The 16,408-nt window shown below is 68.1% G+C and carries 13 protein-coding genes and 4 pseudogenes; 10 read left to right on the forward strand and 7 right to left on the reverse strand.

The features are described 5' to 3' along the window. Positions 1-83 precede the first annotated feature (83 nt). The gene (locus AC1RJ9_RS21015) at positions 84-1,031 is read right to left on the reverse strand and encodes a FecR family protein (RefSeq protein ID WP_492839838.1); all 948 of its coding nucleotides are present in this window, start codon (positions 1,029-1,031) and stop codon (positions 84-86) included. Continuing rightward, on the reverse strand, positions 1,031-1,585 hold the full coding sequence (locus AC1RJ9_RS21020) for an RNA polymerase sigma factor (protein ID WP_492839837.1): 555 nt from the start codon (positions 1,583-1,585) through the stop codon (positions 1,031-1,033). The genes AC1RJ9_RS21015 and AC1RJ9_RS21020 overlap by 1 nt, the downstream gene beginning before the upstream one ends. 62 nt (positions 1,586-1,647) lie before the next feature. Between AC1RJ9_RS21020 and AC1RJ9_RS21025 the strand changes: the two are divergent. Beyond that, a pseudogene (locus AC1RJ9_RS21025) lies at positions 1,648-1,731 on the forward strand (hypothetical protein); the annotation flags it as partial. Here the strand turns inward: AC1RJ9_RS21025 and AC1RJ9_RS21030 are convergent. The 3 genes and pseudogenes from AC1RJ9_RS21030 to AC1RJ9_RS21040 all read right to left on the reverse strand — a co-directional run. Further along, positions 1,725-1,862: pseudogene (locus AC1RJ9_RS21030) on the reverse strand (IS5/IS1182 family transposase); the annotation flags it as partial. The pseudogenes AC1RJ9_RS21025 and AC1RJ9_RS21030 sit on opposite strands and share 7 nt — an antisense overlap. A gap of 388 nt (positions 1,863-2,250) precedes the next feature. Beyond that, positions 2,251-2,427: pseudogene (locus tag AC1RJ9_RS21035) on the reverse strand (Ig-like domain-containing protein); the annotation flags it as partial. After that, a complete protein-coding gene (locus tag AC1RJ9_RS21040; RefSeq protein WP_492839836.1) occupies positions 2,384-3,349 on the reverse strand; it encodes a putative Ig domain-containing protein in 966 nt (321 codons plus the stop codon). The gene AC1RJ9_RS21040 and the pseudogene AC1RJ9_RS21035, both read right to left, overlap by 44 nt. Positions 3,350-3,439: 90 nt before the next feature. Here AC1RJ9_RS21040 and AC1RJ9_RS21045 point away from each other — a divergent pair, with 90 nt between their 5' ends. Next, entirely contained in the window at positions 3,440-3,988 is a 549-nt protein-coding gene (locus AC1RJ9_RS21045) for a hypothetical protein (RefSeq protein ID WP_492839835.1), read from the forward strand. Positions 3,989-4,286: 298 nt separating this feature from the next. Next, positions 4,287-4,754: pseudogene (locus AC1RJ9_RS21050) on the forward strand (efflux RND transporter permease subunit); the annotation flags it as partial. Between the two features lie 129 nt (positions 4,755-4,883). Here AC1RJ9_RS21050 and AC1RJ9_RS21055 read toward each other — a convergent pair. Both AC1RJ9_RS21055 and AC1RJ9_RS21060 read right to left on the reverse strand, forming a co-directional pair. Next, positions 4,884-6,035 (reverse strand): alkaline phosphatase family protein, encoded by a 1,152-nt coding sequence (locus AC1RJ9_RS21055; RefSeq protein WP_492839834.1) that lies wholly within the window; start codon positions 6,033-6,035, stop codon positions 4,884-4,886. A gap of 216 nt (positions 6,036-6,251) precedes the next feature. Further along, positions 6,252-9,491, reverse strand: coding sequence for a TonB-dependent receptor plug domain-containing protein (locus AC1RJ9_RS21060; protein ID WP_492839833.1), 3,240 nt, complete (start codon positions 9,489-9,491; stop codon positions 6,252-6,254). A gap of 143 nt (positions 9,492-9,634) precedes the next feature. On the opposite strand from AC1RJ9_RS21060, the gene AC1RJ9_RS21065 reads away from it, so the two are divergent. The 7 genes from AC1RJ9_RS21065 to AC1RJ9_RS21095 all read left to right on the forward strand — a co-directional run bounded on the left by AC1RJ9_RS21065 (position 9,635) and on the right by AC1RJ9_RS21095 (position 16,324). Further along, a complete protein-coding gene (locus AC1RJ9_RS21065; protein ID WP_492839832.1) occupies positions 9,635-10,522 on the forward strand; it encodes a LysR substrate-binding domain-containing protein in 888 nt (295 codons plus the stop codon). Positions 10,523-10,674: 152 nt separating this feature from the next. Further along, on the forward strand, positions 10,675-11,514 hold the full coding sequence (gene phnX / locus AC1RJ9_RS21070) for a phosphonoacetaldehyde hydrolase (protein WP_492839831.1): 840 nt from the start codon (positions 10,675-10,677) through the stop codon (positions 11,512-11,514). Beyond that, positions 11,511-12,620 carry an iron-containing alcohol dehydrogenase PsrA gene (gene psrA, locus AC1RJ9_RS21075; RefSeq protein ID WP_492839830.1) on the forward strand — a complete coding sequence of 370 codons (1,110 nt, stop codon included), beginning with the start codon at positions 11,511-11,513 and terminating at the stop codon, positions 12,618-12,620. The genes phnX and psrA overlap by 4 nt, the downstream gene beginning before the upstream one ends. 1 nt (position 12,621) lies before the next feature. Beyond that, a complete protein-coding gene (locus AC1RJ9_RS21080) occupies positions 12,622-14,043 on the forward strand; it encodes an MFS transporter (RefSeq protein WP_492839829.1) in 1,422 nt (473 codons plus the stop codon). A 237-nt stretch (positions 14,044-14,280) separates the two neighbouring features. Further along, the gene (locus AC1RJ9_RS21085) at positions 14,281-14,568 is read left to right on the forward strand and encodes a MoaD/ThiS family protein (RefSeq protein WP_492839828.1); all 288 of its coding nucleotides are present in this window, start codon (positions 14,281-14,283) and stop codon (positions 14,566-14,568) included. Positions 14,569-14,570: 2 nt separating this feature from the next. Next, complete coding sequence (moaB, locus tag AC1RJ9_RS21090) at positions 14,571-15,140, forward strand: molybdenum cofactor biosynthesis protein B (protein ID WP_492839827.1); 570 nt, start codon at positions 14,571-14,573, stop codon at positions 15,138-15,140. Continuing rightward, on the forward strand, positions 15,137-16,324 hold the full coding sequence (locus AC1RJ9_RS21095; RefSeq protein WP_492839826.1) for a molybdopterin molybdotransferase MoeA: 1,188 nt from the start codon (positions 15,137-15,139) through the stop codon (positions 16,322-16,324). Before moaB ends, AC1RJ9_RS21095 begins: the two co-directional genes overlap by 4 nt. The last annotated feature ends 84 nt before the right edge of the window (positions 16,325-16,408 follow it).

Here is a 16,408-nt window from a genome sequence, read left to right on the forward strand (position 1 = left end):
CGATCACTCCCAGGAACTGCGCCGTCGTCGAAAGCCTCACCTTGTCGTGAAAATTTCATCGACCATAAGGGGGACCGCCCCCGTCAATCGCCGATTTCCCAGGTCGTCTCGTCGATCTGGCGCACATGCAGGCCGAAGCCCACGCGGAGGGCGTTGGCGAACTCTCCGGTCCCGTCATAGCGGAACGATCCCGAGATCCGGATGCCGTCCAATCTGGCGTCCTGGGCCAGGGACAGCCGGTCGCTGGAATAGCGGTTGAAGGCCGCGGCGACCTGCGCCAGCGACGCGTCGCTGAACACCAACCGGCCCTCGCGCCAAGCGGTGAGTTCGTCAAGGTCGGCGGCCGCCACGCGCTGGGCCCCGGCCGGCCCGGACATCAGGTCTCCCGTCGTCAGCCTTCGGGGCTTGGCTTGTCCGGCCGCAGCGATGTCGAGCGCCCCGTCCTCGATCAGGATCTGCGCCGTCTCGCCTTGCCTGGTCACCTGGAAGCGACCGCCGCTGCCCTGCGCGCGTTCGTCGCCGACGATGACCTCGAACGGCCGCCCCGGCGCCGAGCGTATGTCGAAATAGGCCTGCCCCTCGACCAGACGCACGCGTCGGCGTTTGTCGTCGTACCGGATGCGAACGATCGTGAGCGGGGCCAGAGTCACGCTCGAACCGTCCGGCAGGGGCGCGGTCAGTCGCTCACCGGCGCCGGTGCGGATGGTCGCGCCGGCCGCGCCGGCCATGATCAGCGCCGCCCCGCCCGCGCTGGCCGCCGCGGCCGCGCCGGCCAGGCCGAAGATCGCCCGCCGACGGCTGACGCCCGACGCCGCGCGCAGCGCCGCCGCGCGCATGGCCATCAGGCTGTCGGCGCCCCTGGCCGCGCCCAGGGTCGACCAAGCGTCGGCGGTCTCCTGGTAGGCGTCCGCGTTACCGGGCATTTCCAGCCATTCAAGAAAAGCCTTGCGGTCCTCGCCCGACAGCGGCCCCCGATCGGCCTTGGCGAACCAGCGGGCGGCCTCGTCTTCGCGGGGCGTGAGACCAGCCATCAGCGCGGCTCCCGCAAGGCGTCGCGCAGCACCGCCATCGACCGCACCAAATGCTTCTCGACGGCGCTCACCGAAATTTGCAGCCGGGCGGCGATTTGAGCGTGGCTCATGTCCTCGAAGCGACGAAGGATGACGATGGTGCGCGCGCGCGGCGACAACGACTTCAGAGCAGTCTGGATGCGTTCCAGGCTCTGTCGCCCGCCAACGATATCCTCGGCGCCGGGAAGATCATCGGCGAGGTTGATTCGGTCCAGGTCCAGCGCGCTCAGCATCGGTCGCGCCCGCTCCCGCTTGACCTTGTCACGAAGAAGATTCGCGGCCGCCTCGAATACGTACCCGTCGACGCTCTCCAAGCTCATCAGGCCGGGGCGGCGCAGCAGGCGCAGGAACAGATCCTGGACCAATTCCTCGCTGTCGGGCGCGGAGCCCGTGCGCCGCCGGAAGTAGCGAAGCAGCGGCATGCGCAGGCGGCGGGTCAGGGCCTCGAAACGCTCGGCGCCCGTGACTCCGTCCGGCCCGCGCGCCGCACCAGGATCGTAGGCAGGCAAGGACATGAAGCGGCCCCATGCCAGCGGCTCGCGACAATCGTGTGAAATTCCTGGCGAGACATGCCTGGATGGCGGCGAGGGTGACCAAGCCCATGAAGGTCGAAACCAGCTTGTCATATCGAGTGGCGATACGCCGGAAGCGTCTGATGCGAACAGGCAGACCAAGGGCGTCTGCGGACGTGGACCTTGGCGCCGAAGCCGCCGCGCGAACGGCCAGGCGCCTAGGCGACACCGGCTCCCCCCCCCCCCTTCTTCGCCGCGCCCCAGCGGCTTGGGCGTGGGCGTGGGCGCGAATGACCGCCCGTCCGCCGCGGCTCACAGTGGCTTGGCGACGCGGAGGCGTAGTTGGCCCACGCCCTCGCCGGCGGCGGCGTGGGCCCGAACTGATCGTCGCGAGCGGCGAACACGCGGTCATGATGGGGATCGAAGACGTCACGCAGGCTCAGGCGGATCCCCATGCCGTCGCTGGCGCCGCCGCCCCCGTGAAGCTGCTGGGCGCGATCCTTGAAGTTGGCGGTCTGGGAGCGCGCGAAGCGCCGCGCGGCCTCCACCTGGGTGTCGGACAGGACCCGCACCGCCGGGTCGAGCGACGGATCGGGCCGCGCGGTGACCGTGATCGTCACGGTCGCGGGCGCCGTCGCGGGAGACGACGTGCCGCCAGGACCGCTGGCGGTATAGGTGAAGCTGTCCGCGCCGAAGTAGCCGTTGGTCGGCACGTAGGTGATCACGTCGCCGGCGATGGTCGTCGTCCCATGGGCGGGCGCGGTCGCGACGGCGATCGCGTTATGCTCCGGCCCGGTGATGCTAGCGCTGAGATCGATGGCCAGACCCGCTGTTGTAGGGAACAACGACGTCGGTCAGCGGGGCGGCGACGGGCGCGCCGGCCACGGTAATGGTCTGGCTGACGGCGGTGGCCGGATCGTAGTTCGCGTCGCCGGCCTGGTTGGCGACGACGACACAGTCGCCGACGGCGACGAAGCTGAGCGTCGCGCCGCTGATCGTGCAGACGCCGCTGGCGCCGCCCGCGATGGAATAGCTCGGCGTCAGGCCCGCGCTCGACGTCGCCGCGACCGTATAGGCGGCTGCGCCGACGCTCGCGGAACCCGGCGCGGTCGAGGTGAAGGTCCGCGTCTGAGAGCCCTTGGCGATGGTTCCGGAGACCGTTGTCCCGTTCGCCGATCCGGCGGGGCTGTTGGAGTCCGTCAACGAGACGGCGTAGCTGAACGCGCCGGCGGCGGTCGGCGCGCCGCTGACCGTTCCGGTCGTCGCATCGAGGCTGGTTCCGGCGGGCAGCGCGCCGGCGCTGAGCGTGAAGTGGTAGGGCGCGACGCCCCCGGTCGCCGTGTTCGCCTGGCTGAACGCGACGCCGACCTTGGTCGTCCCGACCGCTCCAATCGACAGCGCCAGGGTGGCCGGCATGACCGTGAAGCCGCGGCTCACGGTCGGCGCGGCGTTCCAGTTGGCGTCGCCCGCCTGGTTGGCGTCGATCGAGCAGGTCCCTTGCGCCACCAGCGTCAAGGTCGCGCCCGAGACGGTGCAGACGCCGGTCGTGGTGCTGGAGAAAGCGATGGCGAGGGTGGAGCCGGCCGTGGCGCTCAGGGTCAGCGGTGAAGTCGTGATCGCGACATTGGCCAGCGCGGCGAAGGTGATCATCTGGTCGCCCTTGGCGACGCTGAACGACTGCTGGACCTGGGTGGCCGCGCCATAGTTCGAATCGCCGGCCTGGTTGGCGTTGACCCGGCAGGTTCCGACGCCCGTGAAGCTGACCACCCCGCCGGAAATCGCGCAGACGGCGCTGCTGGCCCGGAAACGCCCTTCTGCGAGACGCCGCGCGAGGAACCGTCCGCCGGAGAGGTGACGGTGGGCACGGCCGGCGCGGTGGCGATACGCAACATTCCATCGAAGCCGCTCGCGAGGCCGAACCAGAACGAGAAGGCCGCCGCTAACTCGAAGCTGGCCTCCGCGCTGAAGCTGTCGGAAGCCAAGACGCAGGCGGCCAGATGGATGCAGCAAATCGCCGATCTTCTCGGCCAGCGCGATCCGATCGAGGACCAGGTTGATCTGTTCGATGCGGCCAAGCGCGCCGTGGGCTCGCAGGCCTCTTCGATCCAAACACGGGCCCACAAAGCTATGAGTCCGGCTCCATCGCCTCCAGGCGCGCCTAGGCGGAAACGCTCGACGTCGGTGCGAAAGCCCTCGGGTGTTCGACGGTCTGACCGACCCGATGACCAACGAGATCGACGAGATTGGCGCCGCCGCCGAGCGCGTCGTCACCGAGTCCTGAACAGTCCCGAACGCCTGGAGGTGGCCGAAATGTTCCCGAAGATCGGTCGAAGTCGCGTCCGTCGTCAGGTGCTTGATCTTGTTCGCGCCATGGCCGACGAAGACGTTTCGCCGGCGACGCTCTAGATGACGGAGCAAGCTAGATGACGGAGCAAGGGCGGGCGGTCCCCCCGATAGGTCGCCGCCCGAGTTGCTTCACCGGTGGGGTGGTGAAGGGGAATCCTACCTAGCCGCTATCGCACCGCAGCAGCAATCCTTTTAACCACCGCACGGCATGCCACGCGCTGACTGTCCAAATCGACTCGTGGCCACGAGGACTCGCCCCTGAGTGAAAGCCCGTTTCCCTCCACGTCGCCATAGCGCCAGGGTGCGCTCGGCGTCGTCACCTTTCAGCATGGTCGTCAGGAACGTGAAGGTAACGCCCAAGTTCGCGTTCAGCGGGGCCGTGCCCGGCGCCAGGATCCGCGCGACGCAGATCGTGTTCAGTCCGCCCTCGCCCTTCCCGGTCGCTTTTCGGGTCATGGGACCCGACGCCCCGCGCGTTCGCCAGATCGCCGAGCAGGTCCGCACGGTGATGCTGCGCAACGCGGACCTACACCAGGTCAACACCGACTGGGGCGAGCGTGTGCCGACGGTCCACGCCGTCATCGAGGCGACGGTGCAGCGCGCCAGACCGCTGATCCTCACCGCCCTGGCCGCCATCCTGGCCTTCATTCCGCTGACCTTCTCGGTGTTCTGGTCCTCGATGGCCTACACCCTGATCGGCGGGACGATCGGCGGGACCATCCTGACCCTGATCTTCCTGCCGGCGCTCTACGCGATGTGGTTCAAGATCAAGGACCCTGGACTGGACGCCGCCAAGGCTCATGGGCCGGAACCGCTGGCGACTTGAGCGATGAATCTCGCCAACCACGCCGTCATAACGCACCGCCTCGACCTGGAATCAGACCATGAGCGTTCCTGAAGCCAACCTTGCCGACCAGTAGCGGACTCTCTGACCGCTCCAGAAACGCGACCTTCCTCACAGGGAGAGAGGCGGCATATTCGCCGATGGGAGCGAGACTTTCAGCTTCTCGGCAAGGGTGGGGGCGACCTGCCGGATGTCGATCACGCCGAGATCCCTGCCGGCGGCGATCCCGGGCCCGGTGATGAAGAAGGATGAGCGCATCTCAGGACGAAGCATTCCTGTCGAATAGGCGCCATGCCCACCGCCCTTGGCGTCCGTGACCAGCGGCCCTGAAAACGCGTTGCCCATGGCATAACCAGCCTTGAACGCCACGACGAACTCGGCCTCCGCCGCAAGGCCCAAGCCGGCTATTTCCTCGCGAGTATGGACGCCTTCAATACCGTTTCTGGGGTCGCCAGCCAGGGTCTGCAGGTACGCCTTGATACGCGCCTTGGTCTGTCGATCCTGAGGATCGTGCAACACGATCATGGCCGAACCGCCGACATACCAGGCGAAGGCCGTCCAGGCTGTCACCGTCGGGGCTGGGCCGTCGCTCAACGTGATGAAGCCGCCTTCGGCGAGGGCCCTGTTCAAGTGCATCTGGTGCGACAGGCTTGAAAAGCCGTGATCCGAAACGACCGCGACGACGGCGTCGGGATAGACCTTGCGTTCCTCGGCGATGATGCGACCGACGATGGCGTCCAGTCGCTCAAGCGTCGCGTTGGCCTCGGCGCTGAACGGGCCGGATTGGTGCTCCTCGTGGTCGAGCGACACGAAATGGATCGTCAGGAGCGCCGGGCGCTTCTCGGCGATCAGGTCGATCGCGTCGGTCTCGATCTTCTGGTCGTCGTCGCTGGAGCCGTCCGTGAGATTGACGTCGATATCCTGGGCCCCGGCTGTGACCGGCCAGAAGATGCTGGCCGTCGTGAGGCCGGCGGCCTTGGCCGCGCCCCACAGCGTCGGCGCCTTGATCTGCGCATAGAGGCTGTAGGACGGCGGCAGCTTGGCCGAAGCGGCGAACGGCCTGTTGTTGTAAACGCCGTGTTCGCGCGGCAGGACGCCGGTCACCAGTGTCGTGTGATTGGGGTTGGTCACCGTGGGGTTCACGTTGACCACCGCCTGGGCGTAGCTGCCCTGTTTGAGCAGATCGCGCAGCACCGGGATGCGCAGACCATGTCTGTCCGCCTGCAGGACCGCGTCGGGCCTCAGCCCGTCGATCGAGATCATCAGCACCGGATGACGGCCGGCGACCTCGGCGGAAGCCCGCGCCGCCGGGGTCGTGGCCGTCTGAGCGGTCGCCAGGCTGGCCGGGACGATCGCGGCCAGGACAGACACCATCGAAAGCAGGATCGTCCGCTGCAAGGTCATGACGGGCTCCGCGTGTGTGAAGGAAGAGAGCCCTGCCGCGCGATGAAGAGTCGCGACAGGGCATCGGCCGGGCGTCTAGAACCTGCGGTCGAACTTCAGCCGGAACTGGCGGCCGCGCGGATTGACCGTGCCGACGAAGAACCCCTCGTCCTCGTCCGCGACGGGCGGATCAGTGTCGAAGACGTTGTTGACGCTCAGTGTCAGGACGTTCTGGGGTCGCCCTCGACGGTCGTCGCCGAAGGCGTAGCTGACGCGCATGTTGTGCATGATCGCGGGCTTCACGCGCATGTAGTAGCGCATGACGCCATTGTTGTTGACCGCCACGATGCTTTTGGGCTGGCCCAGCGCCTCATAGATCGCGGCGGTGGTCGTGGCGGAGGTGTCGGCCGAGGCGCCGTAATAGGTCGTGAACCAGTCCGCCGACCAGGCGCCGCGCTTCCAGTTGAGCGTGGCGTTGCCGATCCATTTTGCGCGCCCATCCTTGCCCAGCTCATCGATCACCACGCCATCGTCGGCGAGCTCTTCGTCGCGCTGGAGGTTGCGGGTCCCCTCGCCTTTCAACGTGAACTGACCGATGCCGAACTCGGGCAGGCGGTACTGCAAGCCGAAGTCGACGCCGGAGAGCTTGCGCGAACCGAGATTGATGTAGTCGTTGATCAGGCTGGTGATCTCACCGACGACGGCGCGCTTGGTGGCGTTGGTCGGCTGGGCGGCGTTGTAGGCGGCGAAGGTGGCGCGGTCGGCGTCGGTTGGGGCGCGGCGCGTGACGCGGTTGCTGCCGGCATAGCTGGAGGATCCCGAACCGAGGTCGACCTGGTCGATGGACTTGCCCGACGCCAGGGCGGCGCGCGTGGCCAGATCGAGGGCGAGCTCATCCAGGGCCAACACCTGCGCGTTGCCCAGGGCGGTGATGGCGTCGCGCTGGTGCATCTTCCAGTAGTCGATGGTCAGCGACAGACCACGGACGCCGGGCACGTCCAGCACGAAGCCCGCGCCCCAGTTCTTGGCCTTTTCGGGCTCCAGCCGCTCGTTGCCCTGGCGGAAGGTGCGCCGCGGGCCGCTGTTGTCCACGGCAGCGTTGGTGACCGTGTAGCGATAGGGGTCGGCGGTATAGTTCACGCGCAGCAGCGGGCTGGTGTTGGTCTGAGCCAGGTTCGGGGCGCGGAAGGACTGGTTGTAGGAAGCGCGCAGTTTCAGCCACGGCGCGGGTCCCCACAGAACGCTGAACTTGGGCGTGGTGCTCTGGCCGTGGATCGAGAACCGCTCGTGTCGCACCGCCGCGCCCAGCTCCAGGGAGTCCACCAGGAAAAAGCTGTTGTCCCGGGTGACCAGTGGCAGGGCGACCTCGGCATAGGCCGACTCCACGTTCTGCTTGGCGTGGATGTCGGCGTTGGGGCTCATCGCGATGAAGTCGTTGTCGTCCTCGCGCAGGTAGGGGAAGCTGGCGCCGGAGCCGGCCGGGTTGAGACCGGCATAGGGCGCCTTCCACGCGTCGTAGCTTTCCCAGCGCACCTCGGCGCCGGCGGCGACCTGGATGCGCCCGCCGCCAAATGGCAGCTTCCAGAGCTCGCCCGTGGTCTTGGCGTCCCAGGTGACCAGCTGGGTCTCGCCATAGCGGTTGTCGGTGTCGTACATCGGTTCGGTGACCGACGAGGGATTCACATAGGCCTTGTCGGCGACGACCTGGTTGTTCACCACCTTGAAGGTCACCGGAAACGGGTTGTAGGCGGTGGCGTCGGTGCGGTTCAGGGCCATCCGCAGCAGGGACTCGCGATAGATGTTCTGCTCGGTCTCGTGGCTGTGGGCGCCGGAGGCCATCACCGCTGTTTCCCAGGTCCAGCTGTCGCCAAACCGGCCGCGCACGCCGGCCAGCGCGCGGTAGAATCGCGTGTCGACCTGGATGTAGCGGTCCTTGGTGCCCGGCGGGATCAGGCCGGCCACGATGGTGACGTCGGCGGGCGTACCGACGATGCGCGGCGCGCCGTCGGCGTTGGGCCGCCCCGCCGGATCGTAGAAGCGCACGCCGAAGGGATTGTATGGATTGGAGGCGGGCACGTAGAGGCCCGGCTCGTTGACGTTCTGCATATTGGCTTCTTCGCGCTGGCTGTTGGCGCGAGAGCCCGAATAGAGCGCCTCCCCGAAGAGGGTGAGGTTGTCGTTGAGCTCATGCTCGGCGAACGTGGCTAAGTTGAACCTGCGCAGGCGCGGGATCAGCGTCCGATGCGGCAGGCGATTGTCGTAATAGGCGTCCTCGGGGCTGCCGAGATTGCGCGACGGCGTGGTCTGCTTGAAATTCACCGCGCCGGTGGCGTCCGGATAGAGGAAGAACGTGCCGTCGGCGGCCACGGTCGCGACGCCGCCCGCCGGCGCCGCCGCGGTGGAGATGCCGCGGTTGCCATCGGGCCGGGCGCCGTTGAACGTCAGATAGTCCGACTGGATGAAGCCGCGGCGATACTGGCCGTAGTGGTTGATCGTGCTGCCGTTATCGAGGTTGTTGTTCAGGGCGAAGGCCGCGCCGGTCGCTGGATTGATGACCGCCAGGCCATTCCAGGGCGCGGGCAGGCCGCGGGTGCGGCGCAGGTCGCTCTGCGAGCCCCAATCGCGGTCGGCAAAAAGGAGCTGGCTGCGCTGGAAGTAGTCGAGCGAGACGCCGATCGACGTCTTGCCCACCTTGAAATTGTCGGCGGCGGTGACGCGATATTCGTCCGCGCCGCCGCGCTCGGTGAGCGCGCTCTCGACGCTGAAGCGCCCGCCTTCCTTGGTCGGCGAGATGATGCTGTTGATGACACCGGCCGCAGCGTCCGCGCCATAGATCGCCGAAGCGCCATCGCGCAACACCTCGACGCGCGTCAGCAGCGCGGTGGGTATGACATTGGCGTTGGGCGACAGGGCGGGCACACCCTGATCGGTGCCGGACAGCGGGTGCGGCGCCATGCGGCGGCCGTTGATCAGCATCAGGGTGCTGCCCGCGCCGATGCCGCGCAGGTCGATCGATGCGACGTCACCGCGCGCGCCCTGGGAAGCGATGGTCGCCTCGTTGATGGCCGGCGGCCCGGCGGACGGCAGGGTCGCGAAGAGGTCGGCGCCGGTAGACCCGCCGCGCAACTGGATTTCCGACTGGTCAATGACCGTGACCGGCAGGGCCCCTTCGGCCGACGCGCGGCGCAGGTTCGAGCCGGTGACGACAATCTCCTCGACCGCCGCGGTCTCATTGCTCTTGGCCGCGGGCGCCACGTCCCGCGCGTGCGCGCCGCAGGTGGCGGCCAGCGCGGTCATGATCGCCGTGCCGCCCAGCATTGAATGACGAGATCTCATGTCTGCCCCCTGAAACGTTCGGCGCCATGCGATCGCCGCACCGCCTCCGGCTCTCGGCCTTGGTTTGGGGGTATAGGGGGCGCGCATGACCCTATTGTTGTGGGATCCGCCGTGCTTTACCGATACATCGACCGATAAATTCGATGGGTGTCGCCGTGACTCTGAACCAGCTACGCAGCTTCATCGCCGTGGCGCGCTACAACGGCTTCACCGCTGCGGCGCGAGCGCTCAAGATGAGCCAGACGACGATCACCTCCCAGATCCAGGCGCTCGAGGAAGAGCACAATGTCCGCCTGTTCGAGCGCCTGGGACGGCGGATTGAATTGACGCCGATCGGCGACGCCCTCCTGCGGGTCGCCCGCCAGATGGTGGCGATGGAGGACGACGCGGCCATGATGCTGAAGGACAGCGCCGACCTGCGTAGCGGCGCGCTGAAGGTCGGCGCCGCCAGTCCCTTCCACGTCATCGAGATGATCGAGGCGTTCAACACCCGCTATCCGGACGTCTATCTTTCCATGACGCTGGGCAATTCCGAGTCCGTCCTTCAGGAGCTCGGCAACTACAGCTGCGACGTCGGCATCCTGGCCCGCGACACCGACGACGACCGCTATCACGTCCAGCACTACGCCAGCTATCCCGTGATGGCGTTCGTCCACCGCGACCATCGGCTGGCCGCGCTCAAGACCATCGAGCTGGCCGATCTGGCCAGAGAGAAGCTGCTGATGCGCGAGCGCGGCTCGACAACCCGCCGCGCCCTCGAAGAAGGTTTGGCCGCCATCGGCGCCGAGCCGCGCATCGCCATGGAGATCGGCAGCCGTGAGGCGATCCGGGAGGCCGTGATCCACGGCCTTGGCATCGGCACGGTGTCGGAGTCCGAATATGTGGCGGACGAACAGCTACATCCGCTGCCGATCGCCGGCGCGCCCGTCCTGACGCATATCTATGTCTGCTGCCTGCGCGAGCGTCGGCGGAGCCGGATCATCGCCGCCTTCTTCGAAGCCCTGCGCCAGGCCAAGGCCGGCAAGGGCTGAAACGCGGGGGCGCCGACCGAAGCCCTCCCCGCTACGCAATCAATCGAAATTATCGGTACATCTACCGATAAAGAACGACGCAACCGATCCAGTTGGCGTCATCTAACCGGCCTAGCAGGTGGCGACTTCCTCCACCTCGCGCCAAGGCCAGAATGACGATCCCCTCTCCTTCCCTCGGCGCGCGGTTCCGCGGCCCGGTCACCGCCGTGATCTTCGACTGGGCGGGCACCGTCCTCGATTTCGGGTGCATCGCGCCCGTCGCGGCGTTTCGGGGCGCGTTCGCCGAGGGCGGCCTGCCCATCAGCGAGGCTGAGGCCCGTGAACCGATGGGGACGGCCAAGCGCGAACATGTCGAACGCATCCTCGCCCAGCCGACGGTGCGACAGCGCTGGCACGCGGCGATGGGCGCGCTCCCGACCGAAGCGGACGTCGATCGGCTCTATGCGATCTTCCTGCGGATCGATGGCGAGAACTGCGCGCGCTACAGCGCCCTGATCCCGGGCGCGCTGGAGACCATCGCCACGCTGCGTGAACGCGGCGTCGCGATCGGCAGCACCACGGGCTATCCGCGTAGTATCATGGACGGCCTGGCCCCCCTGGCCGCGGCCCAGGGCTACAGACCCGACTGTTGCGTGACGGTCAGCGAGGTCGCGCGCGGACGCCCTTGGCCGGACATGGTGCTCGCCAACGCCCTGGCGCTCGGCGTCCCTGACGTGCGGGCCTGCGTGGCCGTCGATGACAGCCCCAGCGGCCTGGTCTCGGCGCGCGCCGCCGGCGCGTGGGCCGTCGGCGTCGCGGTGAGCGGCAACGAAATCGGACACAGTCTCGAGGCCTGGGAAGCGCTGGCCGACAACGCCAAGGCGGAACTGCGTGCGGCGGCGGTCCAGAGGCTGGAGGCCGCCGGCGCCCACTACGTGATCGACAGTATCGCCGACCTGCCGCCCGTGATCGAGGCGATCAACGCACGGCTCGCGGCGGGCGAGCGCCCGTGAGCCGCTGGAGCTTCCACAATCCCGTGCGCATCCACTTCGGCGAAGGCGTGCTGGACGAGATCGCCGACCTGGTCGCGCGGCGCGCCTACATCCTGCTCACCCATCCCGACGCGACGATGGCGCCGTGGCGGGCCCGCATCAGCCAACGCGCCGGGCCGCCGCTGCTGACCCTGGACGACATCGAGCCGAACCCGTCGCTGGCCATGCTGGAGCGCCTGTGCGCGGGCCTGGGTCAGGCGGGCGCCGAGCCCGAAGTGATCGTCGCCCTAGGCGGCGGCTCGGTCATGGACTCCGCCAAGGTCCTGGCCGCGGGACGCGGGCGCTACGCGCCGGTTCTGCGATATCTCGAAGGCGTCGAGAGCCAGTTGCCGCCGGCCCTGCCGATCATCGCCATACCCACCACCGCCGGTACAGGCAGCGATCTCACCAAATGGGCGACCGTCTGGGATCCTGCACGCGGCCGCAAGCTGTCGCTCAATCGCGACGATCTCTATCCCGAGGCGGTGCTGATCGATCCGCTCGTGATGGCCACCCTGCCGTGGCCGACGACACTGGCCAGCGGGCTCGACGCCTTGTCGCACGCCCTGGAAAGCCTCTGGAATATCAACGCCAACCCGGTGACCCGCGCGTTCGCCATCAGCGCCGCCCACGATCTGATGGCCGGCCTGCCGCGCTTGCGGCGCGACCTTGGCGACGGCGAAGCCCGGTCGTTGATGGCGCGGGGCGCCGCGCGCGCCGGCCTGGCCTTCTCCAACACCCGGACAGCGCTGGCCCACAACATCTCCTACCCCATCACGCTCGGCCGGCGGGTTCCGCATGGCATCGCCTGCTCCTTCTGTCTGCCCGAGGTGATGGCGGCGGCGATCGGCGCCGACACGGCCTGCGACGCGGCCCTGGAGGCGATCTTCGGCGACCTGGCCCGCGCCCCCAAAACCCTGCGCCGGTTGCTCGACAGCCTCGGCGTCGCGGCCGGCCCCGAAGCGCTCGGCATCGGCGCCGACGAATGGCGCGGGATCGTCGACGAGGCCTTCGCCGGCCCTCGCGGCCGCAACTTCATCGGATCGCCCGCGAACTTTCCATCCGCAACCATTGTCGCAGGAGCGTGACGTGTCTCTGTCAGAGCAAGGCCGGATGAACCCTGTAGCCCCGATCAAGACCGATGCGCTGGACCGCCTCGACCACATGCCGTGGACGCGCTTCCACACTCTGCTGACCGTCGCGCTGGGCATCGGATGGGCGCTCGACTCCTTCGAGACAAACATCATCGGCAGCATGTTCGGCGTCCTGAAGAAGCAGTGGAGTCTTTCATCCGGACAGGGATCGCTGGCGGTCAGTATCTGGGTGATCGGCATGCTGGTGGGGGCGATCGGCTTCGGCTATCTGGCCGATCGGTTCGGGCGCAAGCGGCTCTTCCTGGCCACTCTGCTCTGGTACGCCGTGTTCGCGATCGGGACCGCCTTTTCCTGGAACTACGAGTCCTTCCTGTTCTTCCGGTTCATGACGGCCCTGGCCGTCGGCGGAGAATATTCCGCCGTGACCGCTACGATGGGCGAGTTCTTCCCGAAGGCCCATCGCGGCCGGACCGACGCGCTGATCCTCTCGGGCTTTCCGCTCGGGGCCATGGCCTCGGCGGGCGTGTCCTGGTTGTTGCTGCAATGGCTTCCGCCGGAGATCGGCTGGCGGGTGGGCTTTGGCCTCGGGGCGGTGCTGGCGCTGTTCTTCCTCTGGGTCCGCCGCGTGGTTCCGGAATCGCCCCGCTGGCTGCTACAGCAGGGCCGCCTCGCCGAGGTCGAGCAGATCGTCTCCCAGATCGCCGCGACGGCGAAGGGCGACAGCGCGCAGACCCAGGCGAACACGCGCTTCGCCCCGCGCGCCTACCTGCCTGTGCGCCCCGCCTTCTTCCGCAATCTGCGCCACCTATGCACGCGCTACGGCTACCGTACGGGCCTGGCCAGCGCGCTCAACTTCTCACAGGCGGCCGTGGTCTATGGGGCGCTGGCCCTGATGGCGCTGGTCATCCTGCCGGAGATGAAGGTGCCGGCCGCCGACCTGCCGCTGTACTATTTCCTCGGCAATGTCGCGGCGCTGGTCGGCGGGCTCACCGGCGCCCACATGGTCGAGGCCTGCGGTCGGCGTCCGACCCTTGTCTTCAGCTACAGCCTGACCGTCCTGGCCATCCTGCCGCTCTACTTCTTCCAGACCTTGCCGGGCATGGTGCTGAGCTATTGCCTGATGCAGTTCGGCGTCACCTGGGCCTACATCACGGCCTATGTGATCGCCGCCGAGATTCTGCCGACCCATCTACGCGCCACGGGACTGGGCCTGTCGGTAGCGGTTGGCCGGGTCGGAGCCATGCTGGCGCCCCTGCTCCTGACTTTCGCCTATCAAACCAGCGGTAGCGCCGGACCGGCGTTGATGGTCCTCATCCTGCTGGCGTCACCAGGTCCGATCGCCGCGATCCTGTGGTGGTGGAAGGGCGTCGAGACCCGCAACCTGTCCCTCGAGCACGGCAGCAACGAAGAGGCGTAGCCCCTGGCACTGAATTCCACGGCGCCGGTCGCAACGGCGGTGACTTGACGACGCCGACCTCCTTAGGTCCATCCGGTCCGGCGGCGCATCAAGCGTCTGGGAGGACGGCGCCAACTGTAGACTCGCCGCCTTGCCGCCCCCCGCTGGCGCGCGGCGCTTGACTTCCGACAATCCCATTGTCTCGCCGCCGGTGTAGGTCGGGTTTGTCCGATCACGGTTGGCGGGAATGGCTTTGTGATGACCCAAGGTTTGGCTCGGGCGCCCTCGGCGATGGGGACGATCCAGGTTTGTTTTTTCGGAAAGGTCGCCGACCGCTTCGGGCGCGGCCTCACTGTGGATATCCCCGCTGAAGGTTGTTCGCTGTCATGGCTGAGAGCGCAGCTCGCCGATCAGACTGACGGCGCCGCCGAGGCCCTGGCCGAACGTGGGCTGCGCGTGGCCATCGATCACCTGATCGTCGGCGATCAGGCCTGGGTCAGCCCCGGACAGGACGTGGCCTTCCTGTCGATGTTCTCCGGAGGTTGACGATGGTGGACGCCCCCCTGGCTGCGAAGGGCCGCAAGGCCGGCATCGACGAGCGGCTGCCCTTCTATCCGCTCAACATCGCCGTCCTGACCATTTCGGACACGCGCGACTACAACACCGACACCTCGGGCGCCTTGCTGGTCGATCGTCTGACGGCCGCTGGACACGGCCTGGCGGGACGCGTGATCGTGCCCGACGAGGTCGAAGCCATTCGCCGCCAGGTCCAGGCCTGGGCCGACGACGAGGCCGTCGACGTCGTCCTCACCACCGGCGGCACCGGGTTCGCGCCGCGCGATGTCACGCCCGAGGCTGTGACGCCGCTGTTTCGCCGGACGATGGACGGCTTTTCGGTGGTCTTCCACCAGGCCAGCCAGGCCACGGTGGGGGTGGCGACCCTGCAGTCGCGCGCCCTGGCCGGCCAGGTTGGCGACACCTTCGTGTTCTGCGTGCCCGGCTCGACCGGCGCCTGCCGCGACGCCTGGGATCTGGTGCTGGGCCAGGAGCTGGACAGCCGCTTTCGCCCCTGCTCGCTGGTGGGCCAGATTCCCCGCTATCGCGGCGTCTGCAATTGATCAGCTTTGATGAGGCCTCGGCCCTGGTGGCCGGCCTCGCCCAGCCTCTGGGCCGCGAAACCGTGCGCCTGGACAAGGCCGACGGTCGCATCCTGGCTGCGGCCATCGTCGCGCGCCGCGCCACGCCCTGCGCCGACGTCTCGGCCATGGATGGCTATGCGGTGCGTGATGACGATCTGACCGACGCGCCTGTCCGCCTGGCGGTCGTCGGCGAGGCTTATGCCGGTCAGGCCTTCGAGGGCGTTCTGACGCCGCGGGCCTGCGTGCGCATCTTCACCGGCGCCGTGGCGCCGGCCGGAACCGACCGGGTGGTGATCCAGGAAGAGGTCGAGCGCGAGGGGCCGCTGGCCCTCTTCGCGCATCCGCCGCGCGGTCCAAGCAACCTTCGGCTGGCCGGCTCGGATTTCAAGCCCGGGGACGTGCTGGTCGAGGCTGGCGTCCGACTCAACGCCCAGCGACTGGTGGCGGTCGCTGCGGCCGACCAGGCCCGGGTGTCGGTGGTCTCGCGCCCCCGGGTGTTGATCATCGGCACGGGCGACGAGCTGGACGAACCTGGACGCCCCTCCCGGATTCGACCCGGCATTCCCGAAAGCGTGACCTTCGGCGTCGCCGCCCTGGCGCGCGCCTGGGGCGGCAAGGTGGTGGATCGCTGGCGGGTCGGCGATGAGCTGTCGGCGCTGGAGAAGGCGGCGCGATCGGCGGTCGAGCTGGCCGATATCGTCGTCGTCACCGGCGGCGCCTCTGTGGGCGAACGTGATTTCGCCAAGACCATGTTCGCGCCCCTCGACCTGGACCTGGCCTTTTCCAAGGTGGCCATCAAGCCGGGCAAGCCGGTGTGGTTGGGCCGGGCGCGCGGCGCGCTGATCGTCGGCCTGCCTGGCAATCCGACCTCGGCCATGGTCACCGCACGACTGTTCCTCGCGCCGCTGATCGCCGGTCTGGCCGGCCTTGAGCCGGGCCAGGCGCTCGGTTGGCGCCACGAGCCCCTGACCACTGCGCTTGGTCCTTGCGGCGATCGCGAGACCTTCGTGCGGGCCAGGCGCCTGCCTGGCGGGGTCGAGCCGCTCGGCGACCAGGACGCCTCGGCTCAGAAGGCCTTAGCGATGAGCGATGTCCTGATCCGCCGCCGCCCAGCCGCGCCGCCGGTCAAGGCCGGGGCGCTCGTGGAGACGCTCGACTTCTGACGAAGCCGCGCCGCCCTAGGCCACGGACTCATTAAATCGCAGCCAAATGCGTACTGAGGCGAGTTTGACGCCGGCGAGATAGTT

It is taken from the genome of Caulobacter sp. GW822-FHT07D08 (assembly GCF_058798735.1).

Excerpts from the sequence above, each read along its gene's own strand:
- AC1RJ9_RS21020 (WP_492839837.1), bottom strand. The coding sequence starts at position 1,585 with ATGTCCTTGCCTGCCTACGATCCTGGTGCGGCGCGCGGGCCGGACGGA.
- AC1RJ9_RS21060 (WP_492839833.1), bottom strand. The coding sequence starts at position 9,491 with ATGAGATCTCGTCATTCAATGCTGGGCGGCACGGCGATCATGACCGCG.
- AC1RJ9_RS21015 (WP_492839838.1), bottom strand. The coding sequence starts at position 1,031 with ATGGCTGGTCTCACGCCCCGCGAAGACGAGGCCGCCCGCTGGTTCGCC.
- phnX (WP_492839831.1), top strand. The coding sequence starts at position 10,675 with ATGACGATCCCCTCTCCTTCCCTCGGCGCGCGGTTCCGCGGCCCGGTC.
- AC1RJ9_RS21065 (WP_492839832.1), top strand. The coding sequence starts at position 9,635 with ATGGGTGTCGCCGTGACTCTGAACCAGCTACGCAGCTTCATCGCCGTG.
- AC1RJ9_RS21055 (WP_492839834.1), bottom strand. The coding sequence starts at position 6,035 with ATGATCTCGATCGACGGGCTGAGGCCCGACGCGGTCCTGCAGGCGGAC.
- moaB (WP_492839827.1), top strand. The coding sequence starts at position 14,571 with ATGGTGGACGCCCCCCTGGCTGCGAAGGGCCGCAAGGCCGGCATCGAC.
- AC1RJ9_RS21085 (WP_492839828.1), top strand. The coding sequence starts at position 14,281 with ATGACCCAAGGTTTGGCTCGGGCGCCCTCGGCGATGGGGACGATCCAG.